This window comes from Salinibacter sp. 10B (genome assembly GCF_002954405.1).
In the GTDB taxonomy this organism is placed as follows: domain Bacteria; phylum Bacteroidota; class Rhodothermia; order Rhodothermales; family Salinibacteraceae; genus Salinibacter.
This window is the reverse complement of sequence record NZ_MQWC01000004.1, coordinates 2,310,817-2,328,197: the sequence shown is the minus strand read 5'-3', so window position 1 is coordinate 2,328,197 and position 17,381 is coordinate 2,310,817. Positions and strand designations below refer to the sequence as shown.

Here is a 17,381-nt window from a genome sequence, read left to right as displayed (position 1 = left end):
TCGATGTTCGGGGCTACGGGTTCAGGGACGACGAGGACAGGCCCGGAAGGGGAGAGGCCGTGGCGTCGACCCGCTTGGCGAGCATCGTGTCGTAGATGGTGTTGAGCGCATCGGGGAGGCCGTACTGGGCCACTTCGGTGCGGATGCGGCGGAGTGTTGCTGCGTCCTGGCTTCGGAGGAGGCGACGGTAGAGGTAGGAGAGGCGGAGCAAGAGAGCAGTTGGGTCTACGTCGTCCTCCGAGCGCAAGTGAGCGGCGACCCAGTTCGTTCCGGGCCGCGCGTCGTGCGGGGAGGCAAGGCCCTCCTCGACGAGCACGGTGCGGACGGGCATCGGGACTGGTACTTCCAGCAGCCCGTCGTGGTGAAGCACGCCGATTGTGGCATCGTCTAGCTTGAAGGCGACGGCCCGGTCGGAATGGGGAGCAAGCGACACGTGGGTCCACGTCCCGGCCCGCTCGGTCAGTTTGGCGACGAGTGTGGAGGGACGAGAAGGAGTAGCGGCTGCGGCCATGTCGGGAGGGGGACGGGGAAAGGGGGCAGCGGGGAGAATAAACTCTCTCCTTCGATTCCTGGCTTTGGACTCGGTTCCAGGGGCGGCGTAACGATGCCGATGGGACGGACTATTCCGTTGCGGCGTGAACTTTCAACTCGGGCACGTGACCACGGGGGCTCCGGGTGGCGAGGTGAAGCATGCCGGCTGCCAGCTCGCGCGGCGCGATCCAGGAGGACGGGTCGGCGTCGGGCATCGCGTCGCGGTTGGCGGGCGTATCGACGACCCCCATCGGGTAGAGCACGCTTGTACGCAGGCCGGCCTCCTGCTCTTCTTTCCCGAGCGACTTCACGTAGGCGGCCACAGCGCCCTTCGACGCTCCGTACAGAGCAGCGTTCGCCTGGCCGTCGAGCCCGGCTGGGGCGGACACGCCAAGCAGAAAGCTCTGGTCTTGCTTCGTCAGGACCGGTAGGGCGGCGCGAGCCGTGTTGAAGAGGGTTTGGACGTTGAGGGCCATCATGCGATGATAGTCGTCCATCGTCGCGTCGGTGGCCGCCTGCATGGAGAATCCTCCCGCGATGGCGAGGACAGCGTCCAACTCCGTTGCGTCGTCGATCCTTGCGAAGGCCTTGCGGGTTGCGTCCTCGTCGGTCAGATCACAGTCGAACGTATGGGCGTCCGGAAATGACGAGTCGAGCGTGGTCTTGTTCTCTTCCCCGTAGTCAAGAAGCGCAAGGTTCCAACCTGCATCCTCGAACGTTTCAGCAGTGACCGAGCCGATGGCGCCGGCGGCTCCTGTAATGGCAACAGTCGGCATGGCAGGACAACAAATGAATGAGTGGGAGACGGAGTATCGAAAGTAGGCGCTACACCCGGCGAGGTCAATCCTCTTTGGTATTCGTAGCACTTCCGTTATGGAGAGTCGGTTCGAGCCGGGGCGGACGGAATGGGTCGTGTGGTTTCGATCCGACGATTTGTTTATGTACATTATTCATTCACATGGGCCCGACGAGTATTTTCCTTCCGGGCTTCTATTCCTCTCCTAATTCCACGATTGTTATGAAAACCGCTTTGACCAAAATCGTCACGCTTCTTCTGCTTGCAGGCCTGTCGGGCGTCGTATGTTCGACGGCTCTGGCTCAGCAACCCCCACCTGAGGGCGACGGCTGGGTCTCAATCTTCGATGGCGAGTCGCTGGAGGGATGGCGGGCCAGCGAAAATGAGAATACCTTCTCCGTTCAGGACGGAATGATCGTCGTAGATGGGGAGCGCTCGCACTTGTTTTACGTCGGGGAGGTTGCGGACCACAACTTTGATAATTTCGAGTTTCGGGCCGACGTAAAATCGATGCCCGGTGCGAATTCGGGCATTTACTTTCACACCGAGTATCAGGAGGAGGGCTGGCCGTCGAAGGGGTACGAGGCACAGATCAACAACACGTACGAGGGAGATCCGCGGCGGACGGGCAGTCTCTACGCGGTACAGGACGTGAAGGAGTCGCCCGTGGACGACAATGAGTGGTTTACGATGCACATCCGCGTCAAGGGCGATAGCATCTCCATTGCGGTGGATGGCGAAACGATGGTGGAGTACACCGAGCCCGCTGATGTGGAGCGCCCGGACAACATGAGTGGACGGGTGTTGTCGAGTGGCACGGTTGCCCTTCAAGGTCACGACCCCGACAGTGTCGTTCACTTCAAGAACATCTACGTGAAGCCACTGGACTAGGGCGTTGATCGTTTGGCGCTGGGCGCGTACTCGTGTGTGCACCGAATGGCTGGGTGCTCCGACTCCAGTTCCTCCAGGCGGGTGGAGTGGGGCTGCCTGTGACAGTAGTCGCGGCAGCTGTGCAGAATCTTGGGGGCGGTCTGCGCATATTGTTTTGTCCGTCGGCCATCCCAAGAATCCTGTCGTGTATGTCCGATGCCCCTGCTCCTCTCGCCACTCAAAACCTGACGCGCGTCGTGGACGGGACGGCGCTGGTGCGAGACGTGAATATCGAAGTGGAGGCGGGCGATGTGTTTGTGGTGTTCGGGCCGTCCGGGGCCGGAAAGTCGTCACTCCTCCGCCTCCTGAACCGGCTTGATGAGCCGACGGCGGGCACAGTGTTGCTTGACGGTACGGACTACCGCACCTTGCCTCCGCGCACGGTGCGGCAGCGCGTCGGCCTTGTGCCGCAGCAGCCCGCGCTTGCTGAGGGAACGGTGGCCGACAACGTAACATGGGGGCCTCGCCTCCGCGACGCGTCCGTCGATTCTGACCGGATGGACGAGCTGCTAGATCGGCTGGGGCTGGCAGGGTATCAGGATCGCGACACCGAGTCCCTGTCGGGGGGCGAGGCGCAGCGGGTTGCCATTGCCCGCACCCTGTTCAACGATCCCGATGTCGTGCTGCTGGACGAACCGGCCTCCAGCCTAGACGCGACGGCAGCCGAGCGGGTGGAGTCGCTTCTGGCGGATGTAATGGAGGCATATGCGCTCACTGCCGTGCTCGTGACCCACGACAAAGCCCGGGCGCACCGGTTGGGGCGCCGGGGGGTACGGCTGGAGAACGGTCGCGTGGTGCGGACCGGAGAAATTGCCGACATTGTTGATCGAGGGGAGGCGTAGGGCAGAGAGAGGCGCGCCCGCCCTGTGGAGTCGGGGGAGGGGCGCACAGCCCTGCGGTTCATATCACGCAGCCTGATGCTCGCCCCGGAACGAGGAAAGCCCCCACCTCCCAATTGTCGGGATGGGGGCTCCAGTTTCGGTGAAGAGGGTCGTCGCGAGTTCGTTATTGTTCTGTCGACGACGGGGGAGTGGTCCTGCACTGTGCCTATCCGCGCCTTGCCTGCTTGCGCATCTGTCGTTCGGCACGAGCACGGGCGACGTGGATGTCGTCCAGAGCCAGCGTGCCGTTACGCGAGATCCGCATATTCAGCTCGGGATATTTGGTCAGGAAGAAGGTGGAGAGGCCACGATGCGTGACCGTTTTTACGCGGGGGGACACCACCGAGGCAACGTGTTCGATTATCGCGTCCAGGCTCGTCTCGTGCCCGATGTTCAGAAGGGCCGAGAGGGCCAAGAGGCGGAGTTCATCGGTTGGTCCCACCCGGTAGATTCGCGTGAGGACCGGTGTGAGGATGGTAAGGTTCGCTACGGAACCGGCACCGGTGTCATTGTCGATACGAATCTTCCGCATGGGAAGCGATGACATTTTGATGGTACAGGAGGCCGTGCATTGGCTCAGGGCCACGACGTCAATCAGGGCGCGTTCCTGCCGCGTGGCATCCATCGACCGGAGTTCAGAGCGAAGGTGTTCGGAGAGCGTTGAGAGTACTGGAGAAGAAGGGGCGAGGCTGATGGCAACAGCCGTTCCCGCATTGGTCAGGCCCCCGATCAGTAGCAGAGCCAAAAAGATCACGAGAGATCGATAGACGGAAGTCATAGGAGGAAAGGGGGAAGAGGTAAGGGGGCGAACGCAGGGGGAACCATTGCTACTTTCCCGGTTCGGTCTCTCATGAAGAAACGATGTACCCTTGTCTGGTGCACCTATCCTTCGGCAATGGAAGAAGGGCGCCGCCGACGACTCTTGGAGTATGCCTGGAGCACACCATGGCATTTTGAGCTGCACGATGACGCATGGGTTCGCCCCCGTTTGGCGAAATGTCTTTGTGGTGCTGGCGACCGCAGGAGACCAGAGTCTGGCATGGGACGCATGGATCGTGGGGCTGTGATGTGCAAAAGCCGATGCCGTTTTATACCTTTTCTGCGCTACATCCCCGTCGGGAACTGTCCGGTGGGGGTGCTGCTCGCTGGACGCCGGTCGTACAATCAGATGTCTTTCTCTATATGGAAATCCCGTCCCTGCAGGGCTTCGAGCGCGAACCCGGATTGATGACGATGGAGAAGCCTCTGAAAAAGGACGACGGGCAATCGCTCCGCATCGGGGTGCCGCGCGAGGTGGCAAACGAGGAGCGTCGAGTGGCCCTGGCGCCCAGCGGTGTAGGGGCGTTGGTTGCCAACGGTCATGAGGTGTATGTTGAGCAGGGCGCCGGGCGGCAGGCCCACTTTCAAGACGACGAGTACGAAGAGTCGGGGGCGGAGCTCGTCGAAGAACCAGACGACCTCTACAGTCAAAGCGATCTCATTGTAAAAGTAGGGCCGCCGGACGAGGAGGAGATGGGTCTGCTTCAGCAGGGGCAAATTCTCATCTCGGCCCTCAACCTGGGGGGCACGACGCCCGAGTTTCTTCGCCACCTCATGCGCCTTCGGATTACAGGGATCGGCTTCGAGTTCATTCGAGATCCGGACGGGACGTTTCCGCTCGTGCGCATGATGCACGAGATTACCGGATCGATGTCGATCCAGATCGCCGGGCGGTACCTGGAGAGCAATGAGGGCGGAAAGGGCGTCATGCTCGGCGGGATCTCCGGTGTGCCGCCCGCGACGGTTGTCATTCTGGGCGCCGGCGTGGTGGGGGAGTGGGCGGCGCGCACCGCTCTCGGCTACGGTGCACACGTCATTGTGCTCGACTCAGAGCTCGGCTCGCTGCGTGCGTTGGAGCACTACCTGGACCGCAGCATCACGACCGCCATGGCCAGCGACCACTACCTCCGACAGGCGGTGGGCTCGGCCGACGTAGTAATCGGGGCAATGATGGCGGGCGGGGAGCGCTCCCCGATGCTCGTGACGGAAGATATGGTGGCGTCCATGTCGCCGGGCGGCGTCATTGTGGACGCCGTAATGGATCAGGGCGGTTGCATCGAAACGAGCCGGCCCACGACTCACTCTGACCCAGTGTATCGCCGGCACGACGTCATCCACTACTGTGTGCCGAATATGCCGTCCAACGCGGCGCGCACCGCCACCTATGCTCTCTCGCACGTGCTCGTGCCTTATCTTCTTCACATCGGCGAGGCCGGATCAATCAACGAAGCGCTTTGGCGCGACGAAGGGCTGCGCAACGGCACGTACGTGTACCGGCAGCACCTTACCAAGAAGAGCCTGGCGTCCATGTTTGGCATGAATCACCGCGACATCGAGTTGCTCATCGCGTCGGGGATCTAAGAGACTGTTTTGATTTTTGATCGGATTGAGAATCGACGAGATATTTCGCAGGAATTGGAGGGCCGTCCGTTGCTCAGAAGGAGCCCCTGTTGGATCGCGACGACCTGCGGATCTTCGCGCTCTGCCTGAACTGTCATCGTTTGAAGTCAAAACAGTCTTCGGGCCGGCACGGAGCGCGTGGTTCTTTCTGTTCCTGTGGGGGGACGTTTGAGAAACGTGAGTCCCGAGGCCGGAGGCTTCGATCCGTTTTCCGATCATTTTCTGCGTGGATGCGATGGGTGTTGAGTTGTTCGTCTCGAAGGAAGAGGAAACGCCGGATCACTGTGTGTACACGTTCGGCACGTCGGCCGAAACGATCGGGCATGTGCGCTTGCACAAGTCGTCGGGCGACATTGAGTTGGCGGACGTTGCCGATGCAGCAGAGGGCGCGAACCCCCGATTCGTTCTTGCACAGGTCGTTCCCCGACTCCACGATTATCACGACCGGAAGACCTATCCGCCACAGGACCAGTGGAACGCATAGCCGTCTACGTGCTTGGTCGCCCCGTCCGTCTGTGCTCGATTTTTGTTTTGAATGATTTTTTGCGGAGCAAGCGTATTTCGGGCGGTGCTCCGTTGCGTTCACCAAGGGCACCCATTATCTTCGCGTGATCTGCACTCCAGGATCAGCACTGATACTCCGGTTTGTAGGGGCATGGGGGACTACCGGTTGCGTCTTTCTCTATCGATGATCACACTCTGACGATATGGCAACCACGTCTGCCGATCGCGAGCAGTGGGGCTCCCGCCTCGGATTTATTCTCGCCGCCGCGGGCTCGGCCATTGGGCTGGGCAACATCTGGCGATTCCCATATGTGACTGCCGAGAACGGGGGAGGGGCCTTCGTTGTGGTCTATCTGGCCTGCATCGCGCTGATCTGTCTCCCCTATTTGTTTGCCGAGTTAGCGCTGGGGCGCAACAGCCAGAAGAATCCGGTGGGGGCCATCGCGGCCATCAAGAGCGGAACCCCCTGGGTGCTCGTGGGAGGACTCTGTGTGCTCACAGGGGTGTGTATTCTCAGTTACTACGGTGTGGTTGCCGGGTGGGCTCTCGGCTACATCTTCAAGGGCTTCGTGGCGCCGGGCGTCGACTCGGCGGCCTACTTTGGCTCCTTTGTGTCGGATGCCGGGACCGTCATTCCGCTGGCCGCCGTTTTTATGGTCATCACGATCCTTGTCGTGTACGGCGGGGTGGAGGAGGGAATTGAGCGCTGGGCGAAGGTGCTCATGCCGGTACTGCTTGTGCTGATGCTCGTGGTGATCTTCCGGGCTGTGACGCTTCCGGGGGCGGGCGAGGGATTGGAGTTTTATCTGAACCCGGATTTTTCGAAGATCGACGGCACGGTTATCCTCGCTGCACTGGGCCAGGCGTTCTTTAGCTTGAGTCTGGGAATGGGGGCCATGATTACGTACGGCTCCTACCTCCCGAAGCGCGAGAACCTGCTCGTGTCCGGCGGCTACGTGGCCCTCTTCGACACGGCCATCGCCCTGCTGGCGGGTCTCATGATCTTTCCAGCCCTGTTTGCGATGGGCAAGCAGCCGGAGAGTGGCGGTCCGGCCCTCATTTTCCAGGTGCTGCCGGAAGTGTTTGAGACGATGCCGCTGGGAAGCTTCATCAGTATGGTCTTCTTCATCCTCCTGTCCATTGCCGCCCTTACCTCCATGGTGTCGCTGCTGGAGGTAGTGGTCTCCTACTTTGTCGATGAAACGACATGGTCGCGCAGCAAATCGGTGTTGCTCGTTGGCGGCTTCACGTTCCTCCTCGGGTTGCCCTCGGCTCTTGCGAACGGAGGATCGACGTTTCTTACCGAGCAAATCAGCCTCTTTGGGGCCACGGGGTTCTTCTCGATCATGGACTTCATCTGGGGGAATATCTCGCTTGCGCTTGGGGCGCTTCTCATTAGCGTGTTCGTCGGGTGGGTGTGGGGCACCGGGCAGGCCATTGAGGAGTTGCAACAAGGGGCTGGCGATACGTTTACGGGGGCATTTGCCTCCACGTGGGCCGTCTTTCTCAAGTACGTGTGTCCTGTTGTCATCGCGACCATTCTGGGCGGGATTGTGTTCGGTGTGATCTAACGGCAGGGGCGGTCCACATTCTCAACGTGAGGGTGGGGGCGGACGACCGACCGCCGCGGAGGCACGTTACGGGCGCGGGGCACTCGGGCCTCCGTTTTCTTCTGCCCCGCTCCCGACTGGCCTCGTACGTGTCCCAGGGCCGTAGGCGTTCGTCCGTCGTTCTCGGGGGGCCAAGGGCTGTCTGGGTCCTGAGTATCGAAGTTTGTTTCCGTTAGACGATCTCACCATGACCACCCCGGACTGGGTCAAGCACGCCGTCTTCTACCAGATCTTTCCCGATCGCTTTGCGCGCAGTGGGCAGGTGGCGCACCAGGACGAGGTGGAACTGAAGCCCTGGGGGACGCCGCCCGATGAGCAGGGATTTCAGGGGGGAGACCTCTACGGCATCATTAACAACCTCGACTACCTGGACGAGCTCGGGATTACGGCGCTCTATCTAAATCCCATCTTTGCTTCGGCAGCCAACCACCGCTATCACACGTACGATTACTACGAGGTGGATCCGCTTCTTGGAGGCAACGACGCGCTCCGCGCGCTGCTGGACGCTGCCCATGCTCGGGACATCCGCGTGGTGCTCGACGGGGTTTTCAATCATGCGAGTCGCGGCTTTTGGCCGTTCCACCACGTCCTTGAAAATGGCCCCGACTCCCCGTACGTCGATTGGTTTGAGATCAAAGATTGGCCTCTTCGCCCCTACTCATCGACGGCCACGAAGCCCCATAACTATGCGGCCTGGCACGACCTTCCCGCCCTTCCGGAGTTCAATACGGACAACCCGGAGGTCCAAGACTATCTGCTCGACGTGGCTGAGCACTGGATCAACTTCGGCATCGACGGATGGCGCCTCGACGTCCCCGCCGAGATCGACAATCCCCCTTTCTGGCGCGAGTTTCGGGACGTGGTAAAGTCCGCCAATCCAGAGGCCTATCTCGTGGGAGAGATCTGGGAGGAGGCGCCAGCATGGCTGGAGGGAGACCGGTTCGATGCCCTCATGAACTATCCGCTGCTGGGTCCCATTCTCAGCTTCTTTGGCGCCAAGAGTCTCCGCAACTACACCAAGGCCCACCTTACATTTGATCCCCTCGACGCTGAGGCGTTTGTCACCGACGTGGATGAGGTGCTGGCGCTGTACAACTGGGAGGCGACGTGCGCGCAACTCAATCTGCTGGACAGTCACGACATGGCCCGCGCGCAGTGGATCATGGGGGACGACGCCACGGCCCTCCGACAAGCCACGCTTTTCCTGATGACGATGCCCGGCGCGCCCTGCATCTACTATGGCGACGAGGTGGGCCTCTCATCCGACGGGGATCCCCATTGCCGTGGGGCGTTTCCGGAAGACGAAGACGACTGGGACACCGATCTGCTAGCATTTTATCGGAAGGCCACTACGCTTCGTCATCGCTACGAGGTGCTTCGGACCGGACGGGTGGAGTGGCTACGGGCCGAAGAGCGGACCGTGGCGTTCCGTCGAGAGCTAGGGGAGCGGGAAGCGGTGGTGGTCTTCAACGCAGGGACGACGACTGCCAACGTTGAACTTGCCCCAGATGCAGTGCTGTCCTCTGCCCTGAGCCTCGCCTGGCCACTCGACGCTGACGAGGACGGACTCCACCTCAACGGAATCCCAGAACCCGTCACGATTCCTGCACGGTCGGCTCGGGTGTGGGTCAATGCGCCCGCCCAGTCCTGAGGGCTTAGGCTACGCCCGGTCGGTCGTCGGCTCCGGCTCGTCGTAGAATTCATCGTCGTCCGGGAGGGGCGCCTCGGCGGCGGCCTGCCGGCGCAGGGCACGGGCAATGGCGTTTGGGGTCAGCGCCCCCTGGTACCGCTCCCCGTTGATAAAGAGGTTGGACGTGCGGCGAACCCCACTCTTCACCGCCGCGCTGCGGTCCGCCATCACACGCTCGTGGAGCGCATCGCCCTGCAGATCTGCGTCAAATCGATCAAGGTCGAGGCCAATCGCCGCTGCGTAGGTGTGCAGGGCCTCGTCCTCCAGGTGGTCCTGGTGGGCAAACAGCTGCTCGTGCATGTCCCAGAAGGCCCCTTGCTTAGCCGCAGCCTCCGCGGCCACCCCGGCGTGCACGGCATGAGGGTGACGTTGCCGCAGCGGCAGATGGCGGAAGACGTACCGAACCGGCGGCTTCGTCACGTCGCTCCGGTCTGTAAGGTCCATGATCGATCGCTTGACCGAACGGTAGATCTGCCGGCTCGTGGGACATTCGTAGTCCCCGTACTGCACGACCGTCACGGGGGCATCGGGCGGGCCATATGCATGGTCGTCGGGGTGCACTGGCGGGTCGAGCGGCTGATTGTTTTCCTCATCCCCCTCCGACTCGGGACGGCCGGCCGAGTGGCCGAAGAGCCACTCGGTCCACGTCAGCTCCAGCTGGCCGCAGTCGCGGTGCGGGAAGCGGTGGTCGCGCGTCTGGGAGAAGTTGAGAATGGCGACCAGCCCGACGCCGCCCACGGTGTTGCCGAGCACCGCCGGGACCAGGAAGTCAAGGGCGAAGGCGGAGACCGTCGCGTCTCCCTGAAAGACGACGTAGAGCACCTCGGCCGAGCCTACGATGCAGTGGGCCAGCTCCGCCGCAGCCACGGTGTAAATGAGAGTAAACGTGATGAGGAAACGGGACGTCATGTCGCGGGCGGCGTAGTTGAGCCACACCATCCCGGCCACGAGCCAGCCGGCAAAGACCCCCTTCCAGAAGAGGTCCGCCCAGGACATCTTCAGGAAGTGCAGTCCAAAGTCGTGGGCCACCGTTGCCATCTCCGGCGAAAAGACGCCCGTAGTGGCGAGCACGTAGGCGCAGAGCGCCGCCCCCAATACATTGGCCCCCAGGACCACGCCCCAGATGCGCAGTAATCGGGGAATGCTTGCGATCCGGGTGAGCACGAGCGTCACCGGCGTCAGCGTGTTCTCCGTGAAGAGCTGGTAGCGCCCCATCACCACGAACAGGAAGCCAAGCGGGTAGAGGAGGCACCCCACCAGTCGAGCCGCTTCGCCGGGCCAGAGGGCCGTAAGGGCCGTCATGCCAAGAAACGACAGGCTGATTGAGAGACCAGCGGCCAGTCCGCTTAGGAAGAGAAGGCGCGTAGAGCGACTGAACTCCTCGTCGGCGGCAATGACGAGGCGGTGGAAAATCTCGTCGGTCGAGAAGAGGTCGCGGAGGGCCTCCCCCGCTGCCGGTGCCCCACTCTCGGAGCGGTCAAGCACCTCCCGCATCCGGCTCTGTTCACCAGCTGCGGCGTCAAGGCGGGGCAGAGAGAGCGGGAGGTCTCCGTCGCTTGTCGCCAGTCCCGACGTCGCCGAGTCGGGACGGTCCGATGCGGAAGAATCCATACCGTGGATGTGCTCTTGTTTGTCTGAACAGACAACAATGGGACGGGGCACCTTTCGTACAGGTCCACCGCCGCATGTAATCAATCAACAATATAGAGACACGGACCGTGCAGCTACGGAGAAGGGGGCACGAAAGGACGGGCGTTGGGGGACACGGGGAGGGCTACTCGCCGGAGGAGGGGCTCGGCGTACTCGGCTCCCGTCGATCGGGATCCGGCGTGTTCGGTTCGCGACGTGTAGGGTTGGGCACGCGCGTCGGCTCTGTGGGCTGCCGTTTCGGCTGACGCTTGGGCTGCCGTTTGGGTTGACGTTTCGGCTGTCGTTTGGGGGGAGAAGAGGGAGAAGAACGAGCGTGCGTCATGGCAACGGGAGCGTCTCGTTCAAATTCGTCTCGGATCACTACGTACGAGTACCGTCTCGGAGTGTTGAAACACCAGTTCAGTCCTACGTACATTCCCGTGTTTTTGGGATTTGTACGTAGTTTGGGGTGGGTAATGTGCGCTAAAAGCGTATTTTCCAGGACTGTGGCCTGTTCCTTGCTCAGAAAAACGGGTGCGCGAGTCCCTCCCATATTCCAATTCCGTTTCTTGTGGATGTCCCCTTTCCTGCCAATGAGGACGAGCGACTCGCGGCTCTGAATCAGATTGGCATTCTCGACACGGATCCCGAGGCGTCCTTCGATCGCATCACGACCCTTGCCCAAGATCTCTTCGACGTGTCGAGTGCGGCCGTCACACTGATCGACCGCGATCGCCAGTGGTTCAAGTCAATCTGTGGGTGGGAGGTCGACGAGACGGACCGGGAGAGTTCGTTCTGCACCTATGCAATTCTCGACGATGGAGTGATGGTGGTGGAAGACGCCACCGAGGACGAACGTTTTGCGGACAACCCCTTCGTTACCGGGGAGAAGATTCGGTTCTATGCGGGCGCCCCGCTCGACATGGGCGACAATCTTCGGCTGGGGACGCTCTGCCTGACGGATGAGCGTCCTCGCTCCTTCGGGCGGGCACAGCAGGCGCGCCTGACCACGCTCGCCGATATCGTCGTGGACCTTTTGGAGGCTCACCGCATGACCTATCAGATTGGGTATCTCAAGTCGGCCCTGGAAGAGGCCGAGGACGCCGTGGTGATTACCGAAGCAGAACCGCTGGAGGCTCCCGGTCCCCGGATTGTATGGACGAATAAAGCGTTCTCCCGGATGACCGGGTACGAGCGCGGGGAGCTGGTCGGGCAAACGCCCCGCATGCTCCAAGGACCGGAGACGGATCGGTCCGTGCTCAACAAAGTGCGGAGTGCTCTCGAGAACGAGCGGGCCGTTCACGCCGAAACGGTCAACTACCGGAAGGACGGCACGCCGTACGTGGTGTCCTGGCACATTGCCCCCGTTTACAGTGAGACGAACGAGTTAACCCACTGGGTGTCGACCCAGCGCGACGTGACGGACCAGCAGAAGCGGGAGGAGCGTCTGAAGCACAAGGCCATGCACGACGCACTCACGAATCTCCCCAATCGATACGCGGTCCAGCAGGACATTCGAGAGCTGATGCAGACTCGCTCTGACAGGAGCGGGGCGCTTCTGTACCTCGACCTCGATGGTTTTAAGCCAATCAACGACGAATACGGTCACAACACGGGCGATCAGGTGCTCGTCCGCGCGGCGGAGTTGCTCCGTACGATCACGCGTGGGGAGGACCGCGTGGGGCGCATCGGAGGCGACGAGTTTGTGATCTGTCTTCCGGACGCGACGACGGCCGGGGAGGCACGCTCGGTGGCCGATCGTATCCACAAGACCCTTCGGTTTCCCATTGAAACCGATCGTTGCGATCTTCGAGTGTCGGCGAGTATCGGAGGCGTCGTGGGGCTCTCGTCGTACGACACAATCGATCAGGCGCTCCATGCAGCCGATATGGCCATGTACGAGGCCAAGGAAGGGGCACAATCGACAGTCATTGCGGACGACCATCCTTTGGGGCGGGCGAGGGAGGACACACCCGACTCTCCGATGTCCGCCACGGCGGAAATGGTCTCCGGCTGAGGATTACGAGGGCTCCCCCTCGTTGAGAGAGCGCGGGTCGTCTGAGGGGGACGGTTCCATTTCGTCGTCCGGAGCGGATGGGGGGGACGACGCCATTTCGAAGTCGTCGGTATGGGGACGCGGGCGGTGTACCTCCACCGGCGTTGGCTCGAAGCATTTTCGGCAGCGCGGCTCGTAGGCCTCCGTGGCGCCCACAAGGACACGGTCTTCGCCCGGCACAATGCGCTGGGAATGATTGGCCGGCGCGCCGCACTCCACACACACAGCATGCAGCTTGGTCACGTGTTCAGCGACCGCCATGAGCTGAGGGATCGGGTCGAACGGTTCGGCGCGATAGTCGGTATCCAGTCCCGCCACGATCACTCGCCGCCCGTCGTTGGCGAGTTGCTGGCAGACCTCCACCAGTTCGTTGTCGAAAAACTGCGCCTCGTCGATGCCCACGACATCGGCTTCACTCGTCATGAGGAGGATCTGAGCGGCCGTGTCCACCGGCGTTGTGGGCACCGTGTTCTCGTCGTGCGACACGACCTCATCCTCGCTGTAACGAGCATCAAGAGAGGGCTTGAACACCTCCGTTTGCTGTCGGGCAAAGCGGGAACGGCGCAGCCGACGGATCAGCTCTTCGGTTTTGCCGCTAAACATGGAGCCACAAATGACCTCGATCCAGCCGGTGCTGCGATCGCTGCGGTCGACGATGTGAGGTTCGAGGGCGGACATGAAGGGGAGGTGGGACGGGCGAAAAATGGACGGACACCCTCAAGGTAAGTCAACACGTCCCGGGAATGCCAGACAAGACAGAAGAGCCGCACGGAAACGCTGACAAATACGGACGAAGCGTGGTTGATGTCGGGCCGCCCGTTCATCATCTTGAAATTCGTTTGGTGGCGTAAAGAAAAAGCCGAGACACAGTGGTCGACGTTGGAGGCCACAGAACGTTCGCCAGACAGATGCCGCAACATTTCCCATGCCCCGAATCGTCGAGCCGCCCTATGATTGGTCGTCATCGTCCTGTTGTTTCCGCTCTTCTGCTCTTCCTGTGCATAGGCGTGCTCTCCGCCGCGCAGGGACAGGGGACCCGTCTTCTTCGCGAGCCCACCGTTGAAAACGGCACGATTGTCTTTGCCTACGCCAACGACCTCTGGGTCGTGGGGGAAAACGGTGGGGAGGCGGAGCGACTCACAAGCTTTCCCGGTACTGAAACCCAGCCCCACCTCTCGCCGGATGGGGAGCAGGTGGCATTTACCGGCGAGTACGACGGAGATACCGATGCGTTCGTCGTTTCGATTGACGGCGGGCAGCCCCGGCGCATAACGCACCACCCGAGTGCCGACCACGTACGTGGCTGGACGCCGGACGGGGAGGTGCTCTTCATGTCCCGACGGCGCGGGGGGCCGAACTTGAAGCCGCAGTTTTGGACGACGGAGCCGGATGGCGGCGGGCGTCCGGAACGGGTGTCGGTGCCGCGTGCGTACGTTGGCACGATGGCGCCGGATGGACGGCGTCTCGCCTATGAGCTCGTGGATCCGTGGGACCCCGAGTGGCGAAACTATCAGGGCGGTCAGGCCCAACCGATTCGTATCCTCGATCTGGAGTCAATGGACCTGACGAAAGTCCCTTGGGAGGGCAGCCGGCACAAAAATCCGGTATGGCTTGGCGACACGGTCTATTTCCTCTCGGAGCGGGACCGTGCTATGAATGTGTGGGCCTACGACACCGCGGCGGATTCGCTCTGGCAGGTAACCTCGCACGACGTTTACGACGTAAAGGGACTGGCGGCGGGCGACGGGGCGGTCGTGTACGAACAGGCTGGCTACTTGCACCGCTACGACCCCTCGGCCGGCACAACGACGCAGCTTGAGATCGATGTGCGCGGCGACCTGCCCTGGACGCGCCCCGACTGGAAGGAGGTGGGGCGTCAGGTGCGTACCGCACGGCTTTCGCCCATGGGCGAACGGGCCGTCATGGAGGCGCGCGGTGAGGTCTTTACTGTGCCGACCGAGCATGGCGACTGGCGCAACCTCACCGAGAGCGCCGGCGCCGCCGACCGCAGTCCTGCCTGGTCGCCAGGCGGAACGCAGGTGGCCTGGTTCTCTGATGCTTCGGGCGAGTACCAGCTCTTTGTGAGTGACCAGAAGGGCCTGACGGAACCGGAGCGGTTTGACCTGCCCGGGCCCACCTTCTACTACGAGTTGGAATGGTCGCCGGATAGCACCCACGTCCTCTTTACCGACGCCGATCGCACCCTCTGGACGCTCAACACCGAGACCGGCGAGACGACAGAGGTAGACACCGATCCCTACGCTACGCCGGAGCGGGCCATCGATCCGACGTGGTCGCCCGACGGTGAGTGGATTGCCTACACTGTTCGCCAGGAGAACCTGCACTACGCAGTGATGCTCTACTCGATGGAGACGGGCGAGACGGCCCCGGTGGCGACCACGCTCGTGGAGACGCGGCACCCCACCTGGGGCGCCGACGGCGACTATCTCTACTTTCTTGGCAGTACCAATCTCGGCCTCGACACCGGCTGGCTCGACATGAGCAGCTACGGGCGGCCCACCACCTACGGCCTCTACGCCGCTGTCCTCTCCGACGATGACGAGTCTCCCCTTCTCCCTCGCAGTGATGAGGAGTCAACCAACAATAACGAGAATGGAAATGAGGAGGAAGCCTCCGGCGCCGTGACCGTCGAAGTTGACCGCGACGGGCTCGGCGATCGCATCGTTTCTCTCGGCGTTCCGAAAGATACCTACAGTCAGTTGCGGGCCGGACCGTCAGGCACCCTGTTTTATGTCGAGATGCCGACCCCAGTTGGGGAAGATCCCGGCGAACCGGCACTCAAGCGCTACTCGTTCGACGAGCGGGCGAGCGCCACGTTTATGGAAGGCGTGAGCCAGTTCCAACTCTCCCACGACCGAAAGAATCTGCTCTACCGGGCGGGCGGTACGTGGGGCGTGGTCCCGACCAGCGGTGATCCGTCGGTGGGAGACGGAGCGCTCTCGACGGACCTGGAGGCGCGCATCACGCCCCCGAAGGAGTGGGAGCAAATCTACCGGGAAGCCTGGCGGTTTCAGCGCGATTATTTCTACGTCGAGAACCTGCATGGAGCCGACTGGTCGACCGTGTATGAGCGCTATAAGCCATGGCTCGAGCACGCCCAGCATCGGGCAGACGTCAACTACGTGCTCGACGTGATGGGCGGCGAGGTCTCGGTCGGGCACTCCTACACCGGCGGGGGCGACATGCCGGAGGTGGATCGGGTACCGGTGGGGTTGCTCGGCGCAAATCTCGCGGCAGACGAGGGCTACTACCGCTTTGCCCGCATCTTCGAGGGGGAGCCGTGGACCGACGCTATGGGCCCGCTCGCTGCTCCGGGCATCGACGTGAGTGAGGGCGACTACCTGATTGGCGTGAACGGCACAGAGATTACTGCGGAGGACAACCCCTACGCAGCGATGGAAGGGACGGCCGGGCGGCAGACCATCCTCACTGTAAATGACGAGCCGACCGCCGAGGGAGCCCGTGATGTCACTGTCGTTCCGACCCGTAGCGAGGCTGATCTGCGCCGTATTGCTTGGATTGAGAAGAACCGACAGCGGGTAGACTCCCTCTCCAATGGGCGTCTCGGCTACGTCTACATTCCGGACACCGGTGGGGGCGGCTACCAGCACTTTACGCGCAACTACTTCTCTCAGCAGCACAAAGAGGGCATCATCATTGACGAGCGCTACAACGGCGGGGGCTCGGCGGCCGACTACATGGTGAACGTGATGAGCCGCCAGCTGCACGGGTACTTCAGCAACCCGGTTGGCGAAAAGACGCCCTTCACTTCCCCGGGAGCCGGCGTGTGGGGGCCGAAGGTCATGCTCATCAATGAAATGTCCGGCTCGGGGGGCGACTACCTGCCGTACCTCTTTCGCAAAATGGACATCGGTCCCCTGGTGGGTACGCGCACCTGGGGCGGGCTGGTTGGCATCTGGGGGACGCCTCCGCTCATTGACGGCGGGGCCATTACGGCGCCGCGCGGTGGCTTCTTTACGACCGAGGGGGAATGGGCTATTGAGAATGAGGGCGTGGCACCGGACGTAGAGGTGGAGATGACGCCGCGTCTCGTGGAGCAAGGGCGTGACCCGCAGCTTGAACGGGCGGTGGAGGAAGGTCTGCGCCTTCTCGAAACGGAGGGTATGGACCTGCGCGAGCAGCCTCCGGCCCCGGATCGCACGCAGCGGCCGAACGGCAATCAGTAGCAACACACAGTGGACCCCGGGCTTTTACGAAAAGGGACGACGGCCCTCAGACCGCCGCCCCCAACGTTTCTCCTGCTAGTTCAACATCCGGCGTATGTCGGAACGCC

13 protein-coding genes are annotated in these 17,381 nt (G+C 62.1%); 8 read left to right on the top strand and 5 right to left on the bottom strand.

The annotated features are described in order from the left end of the window. Positions 1 to 13 precede the first annotated feature (13 nt). A complete protein-coding gene (locus BSZ35_RS09615) occupies positions 14 to 511 on the bottom strand; it encodes a luciferase family protein (RefSeq protein ID WP_105012232.1) in 498 nt (165 codons plus the stop codon). Between the two features lie 109 nt (positions 512 to 620). Then, a complete protein-coding gene (locus tag BSZ35_RS09610) occupies positions 621 to 1,307 on the bottom strand; it encodes an SDR family oxidoreductase (RefSeq protein ID WP_105012231.1) in 687 nt (228 codons plus the stop codon). Positions 1,308 to 1,549: 242 nt separating this feature from the next. Here BSZ35_RS09610 and BSZ35_RS09605 point away from each other — a divergent pair, with 242 nt between their 5' ends. Continuing rightward, complete coding sequence (locus tag BSZ35_RS09605) at positions 1,550 to 2,218, top strand: DUF1080 domain-containing protein (RefSeq protein WP_105012230.1); 669 nt, start codon at positions 1,550 to 1,552, stop codon at positions 2,216 to 2,218. A 188-nt stretch (positions 2,219 to 2,406) separates the two neighbouring features. Continuing rightward, positions 2,407 to 3,099 (top strand): ATP-binding cassette domain-containing protein, encoded by a 693-nt coding sequence (locus BSZ35_RS09600; protein WP_105012229.1) that lies wholly within the window; start codon positions 2,407 to 2,409, stop codon positions 3,097 to 3,099. Between the two features lie 205 nt (positions 3,100 to 3,304). On the opposite strand, the gene BSZ35_RS09595 is transcribed toward BSZ35_RS09600, so the two are convergent. After that, on the bottom strand, positions 3,305 to 3,916 hold the full coding sequence (locus BSZ35_RS09595; RefSeq protein ID WP_105012228.1) for a hypothetical protein: 612 nt from the start codon (positions 3,914 to 3,916) through the stop codon (positions 3,305 to 3,307). Positions 3,917 to 4,320: 404 nt separating this feature from the next. On the opposite strand from BSZ35_RS09595, the gene BSZ35_RS09590 reads away from it, so the two are divergent. From BSZ35_RS09590 to BSZ35_RS09575, 4 genes are all read left to right on the top strand, one after another. Next, the gene (locus BSZ35_RS09590) at positions 4,321 to 5,538 is read left to right on the top strand and encodes an alanine dehydrogenase (protein WP_105012227.1); all 1,218 of its coding nucleotides are present in this window, start codon (positions 4,321 to 4,323) and stop codon (positions 5,536 to 5,538) included. A gap of 274 nt (positions 5,539 to 5,812) precedes the next feature. Beyond that, positions 5,813 to 6,061, top strand: a complete 249-nt coding sequence (locus tag BSZ35_RS09585) for a hypothetical protein (RefSeq protein ID WP_105012226.1) — start codon at positions 5,813 to 5,815, stop codon at positions 6,059 to 6,061. 223 nt (positions 6,062 to 6,284) lie between these two features. Beyond that, positions 6,285 to 7,652 (top strand): sodium-dependent transporter, encoded by a 1,368-nt coding sequence (locus BSZ35_RS09580; RefSeq protein ID WP_105012225.1) that lies wholly within the window; start codon positions 6,285 to 6,287, stop codon positions 7,650 to 7,652. A gap of 226 nt (positions 7,653 to 7,878) precedes the next feature. Continuing rightward, the gene (locus tag BSZ35_RS09575; RefSeq protein ID WP_105012224.1) at positions 7,879 to 9,342 is read left to right on the top strand and encodes a glycoside hydrolase family 13 protein; all 1,464 of its coding nucleotides are present in this window, start codon (positions 7,879 to 7,881) and stop codon (positions 9,340 to 9,342) included. A gap of 9 nt (positions 9,343 to 9,351) precedes the next feature. Here the strand turns inward: BSZ35_RS09575 and BSZ35_RS19515 are convergent, their stop codons facing one another. Next, positions 9,352 to 10,992, bottom strand: a complete 1,641-nt coding sequence (locus BSZ35_RS19515; protein ID WP_181149272.1) for a formate/nitrite transporter family protein — start codon at positions 10,990 to 10,992, stop codon at positions 9,352 to 9,354. A 589-nt stretch (positions 10,993 to 11,581) separates the two neighbouring features. Between BSZ35_RS19515 and BSZ35_RS09565 the strand changes: the two genes are divergently transcribed. Continuing rightward, positions 11,582 to 13,027, top strand: a complete 1,446-nt coding sequence (locus BSZ35_RS09565; RefSeq protein ID WP_105012223.1) for a diguanylate cyclase — start codon at positions 11,582 to 11,584, stop codon at positions 13,025 to 13,027. Between the two features lie 3 nt (positions 13,028 to 13,030). On the opposite strand, the gene BSZ35_RS09560 is transcribed toward BSZ35_RS09565, so the two are convergent. Continuing rightward, positions 13,031 to 13,744 carry a thymidine kinase gene (locus tag BSZ35_RS09560; RefSeq protein ID WP_105012222.1) on the bottom strand — a complete coding sequence of 238 codons (714 nt, stop codon included), beginning with the start codon at positions 13,742 to 13,744 and terminating at the stop codon, positions 13,031 to 13,033. A 272-nt stretch (positions 13,745 to 14,016) separates the two neighbouring features. Between BSZ35_RS09560 and BSZ35_RS09555 the strand changes: the two genes are divergently transcribed. After that, complete coding sequence (locus BSZ35_RS09555) at positions 14,017 to 17,274, top strand: S41 family peptidase (protein ID WP_105012221.1); 3,258 nt, start codon at positions 14,017 to 14,019, stop codon at positions 17,272 to 17,274. Positions 17,275 to 17,381 lie beyond the last annotated feature (107 nt).

Excerpts from the sequence above, each read along its gene's own strand:
- BSZ35_RS09615 (WP_105012232.1), bottom strand. The coding sequence starts at position 511 with ATGGCCGCAGCCGCTACTCCTTCTCGTCCCTCCACACTCGTCGCCAAA.
- BSZ35_RS09610 (WP_105012231.1), bottom strand. The coding sequence starts at position 1,307 with ATGCCGACTGTTGCCATTACAGGAGCCGCCGGCGCCATCGGCTCGGTC.
- BSZ35_RS09605 (WP_105012230.1), top strand. The coding sequence starts at position 1,550 with ATGAAAACCGCTTTGACCAAAATCGTCACGCTTCTTCTGCTTGCAGGC.
- BSZ35_RS09600 (WP_105012229.1), top strand. The coding sequence starts at position 2,407 with ATGTCCGATGCCCCTGCTCCTCTCGCCACTCAAAACCTGACGCGCGTC.
- BSZ35_RS09595 (WP_105012228.1), bottom strand. The coding sequence starts at position 3,916 with ATGACTTCCGTCTATCGATCTCTCGTGATCTTTTTGGCTCTGCTACTG.
- BSZ35_RS09590 (WP_105012227.1), top strand. The coding sequence starts at position 4,321 with ATGGAAATCCCGTCCCTGCAGGGCTTCGAGCGCGAACCCGGATTGATG.
- BSZ35_RS09585 (WP_105012226.1), top strand. The coding sequence starts at position 5,813 with ATGGGTGTTGAGTTGTTCGTCTCGAAGGAAGAGGAAACGCCGGATCAC.
- BSZ35_RS09580 (WP_105012225.1), top strand. The coding sequence starts at position 6,285 with ATGGCAACCACGTCTGCCGATCGCGAGCAGTGGGGCTCCCGCCTCGGA.
- BSZ35_RS09575 (WP_105012224.1), top strand. The coding sequence starts at position 7,879 with ATGACCACCCCGGACTGGGTCAAGCACGCCGTCTTCTACCAGATCTTT.
- BSZ35_RS19515 (WP_181149272.1), bottom strand. The coding sequence starts at position 10,992 with ATGGATTCTTCCGCATCGGACCGTCCCGACTCGGCGACGTCGGGACTG.
- BSZ35_RS09560 (WP_105012222.1), bottom strand. The coding sequence starts at position 13,744 with ATGTCCGCCCTCGAACCTCACATCGTCGACCGCAGCGATCGCAGCACC.
- BSZ35_RS09555 (WP_105012221.1), top strand. The coding sequence starts at position 14,017 with ATGATTGGTCGTCATCGTCCTGTTGTTTCCGCTCTTCTGCTCTTCCTG.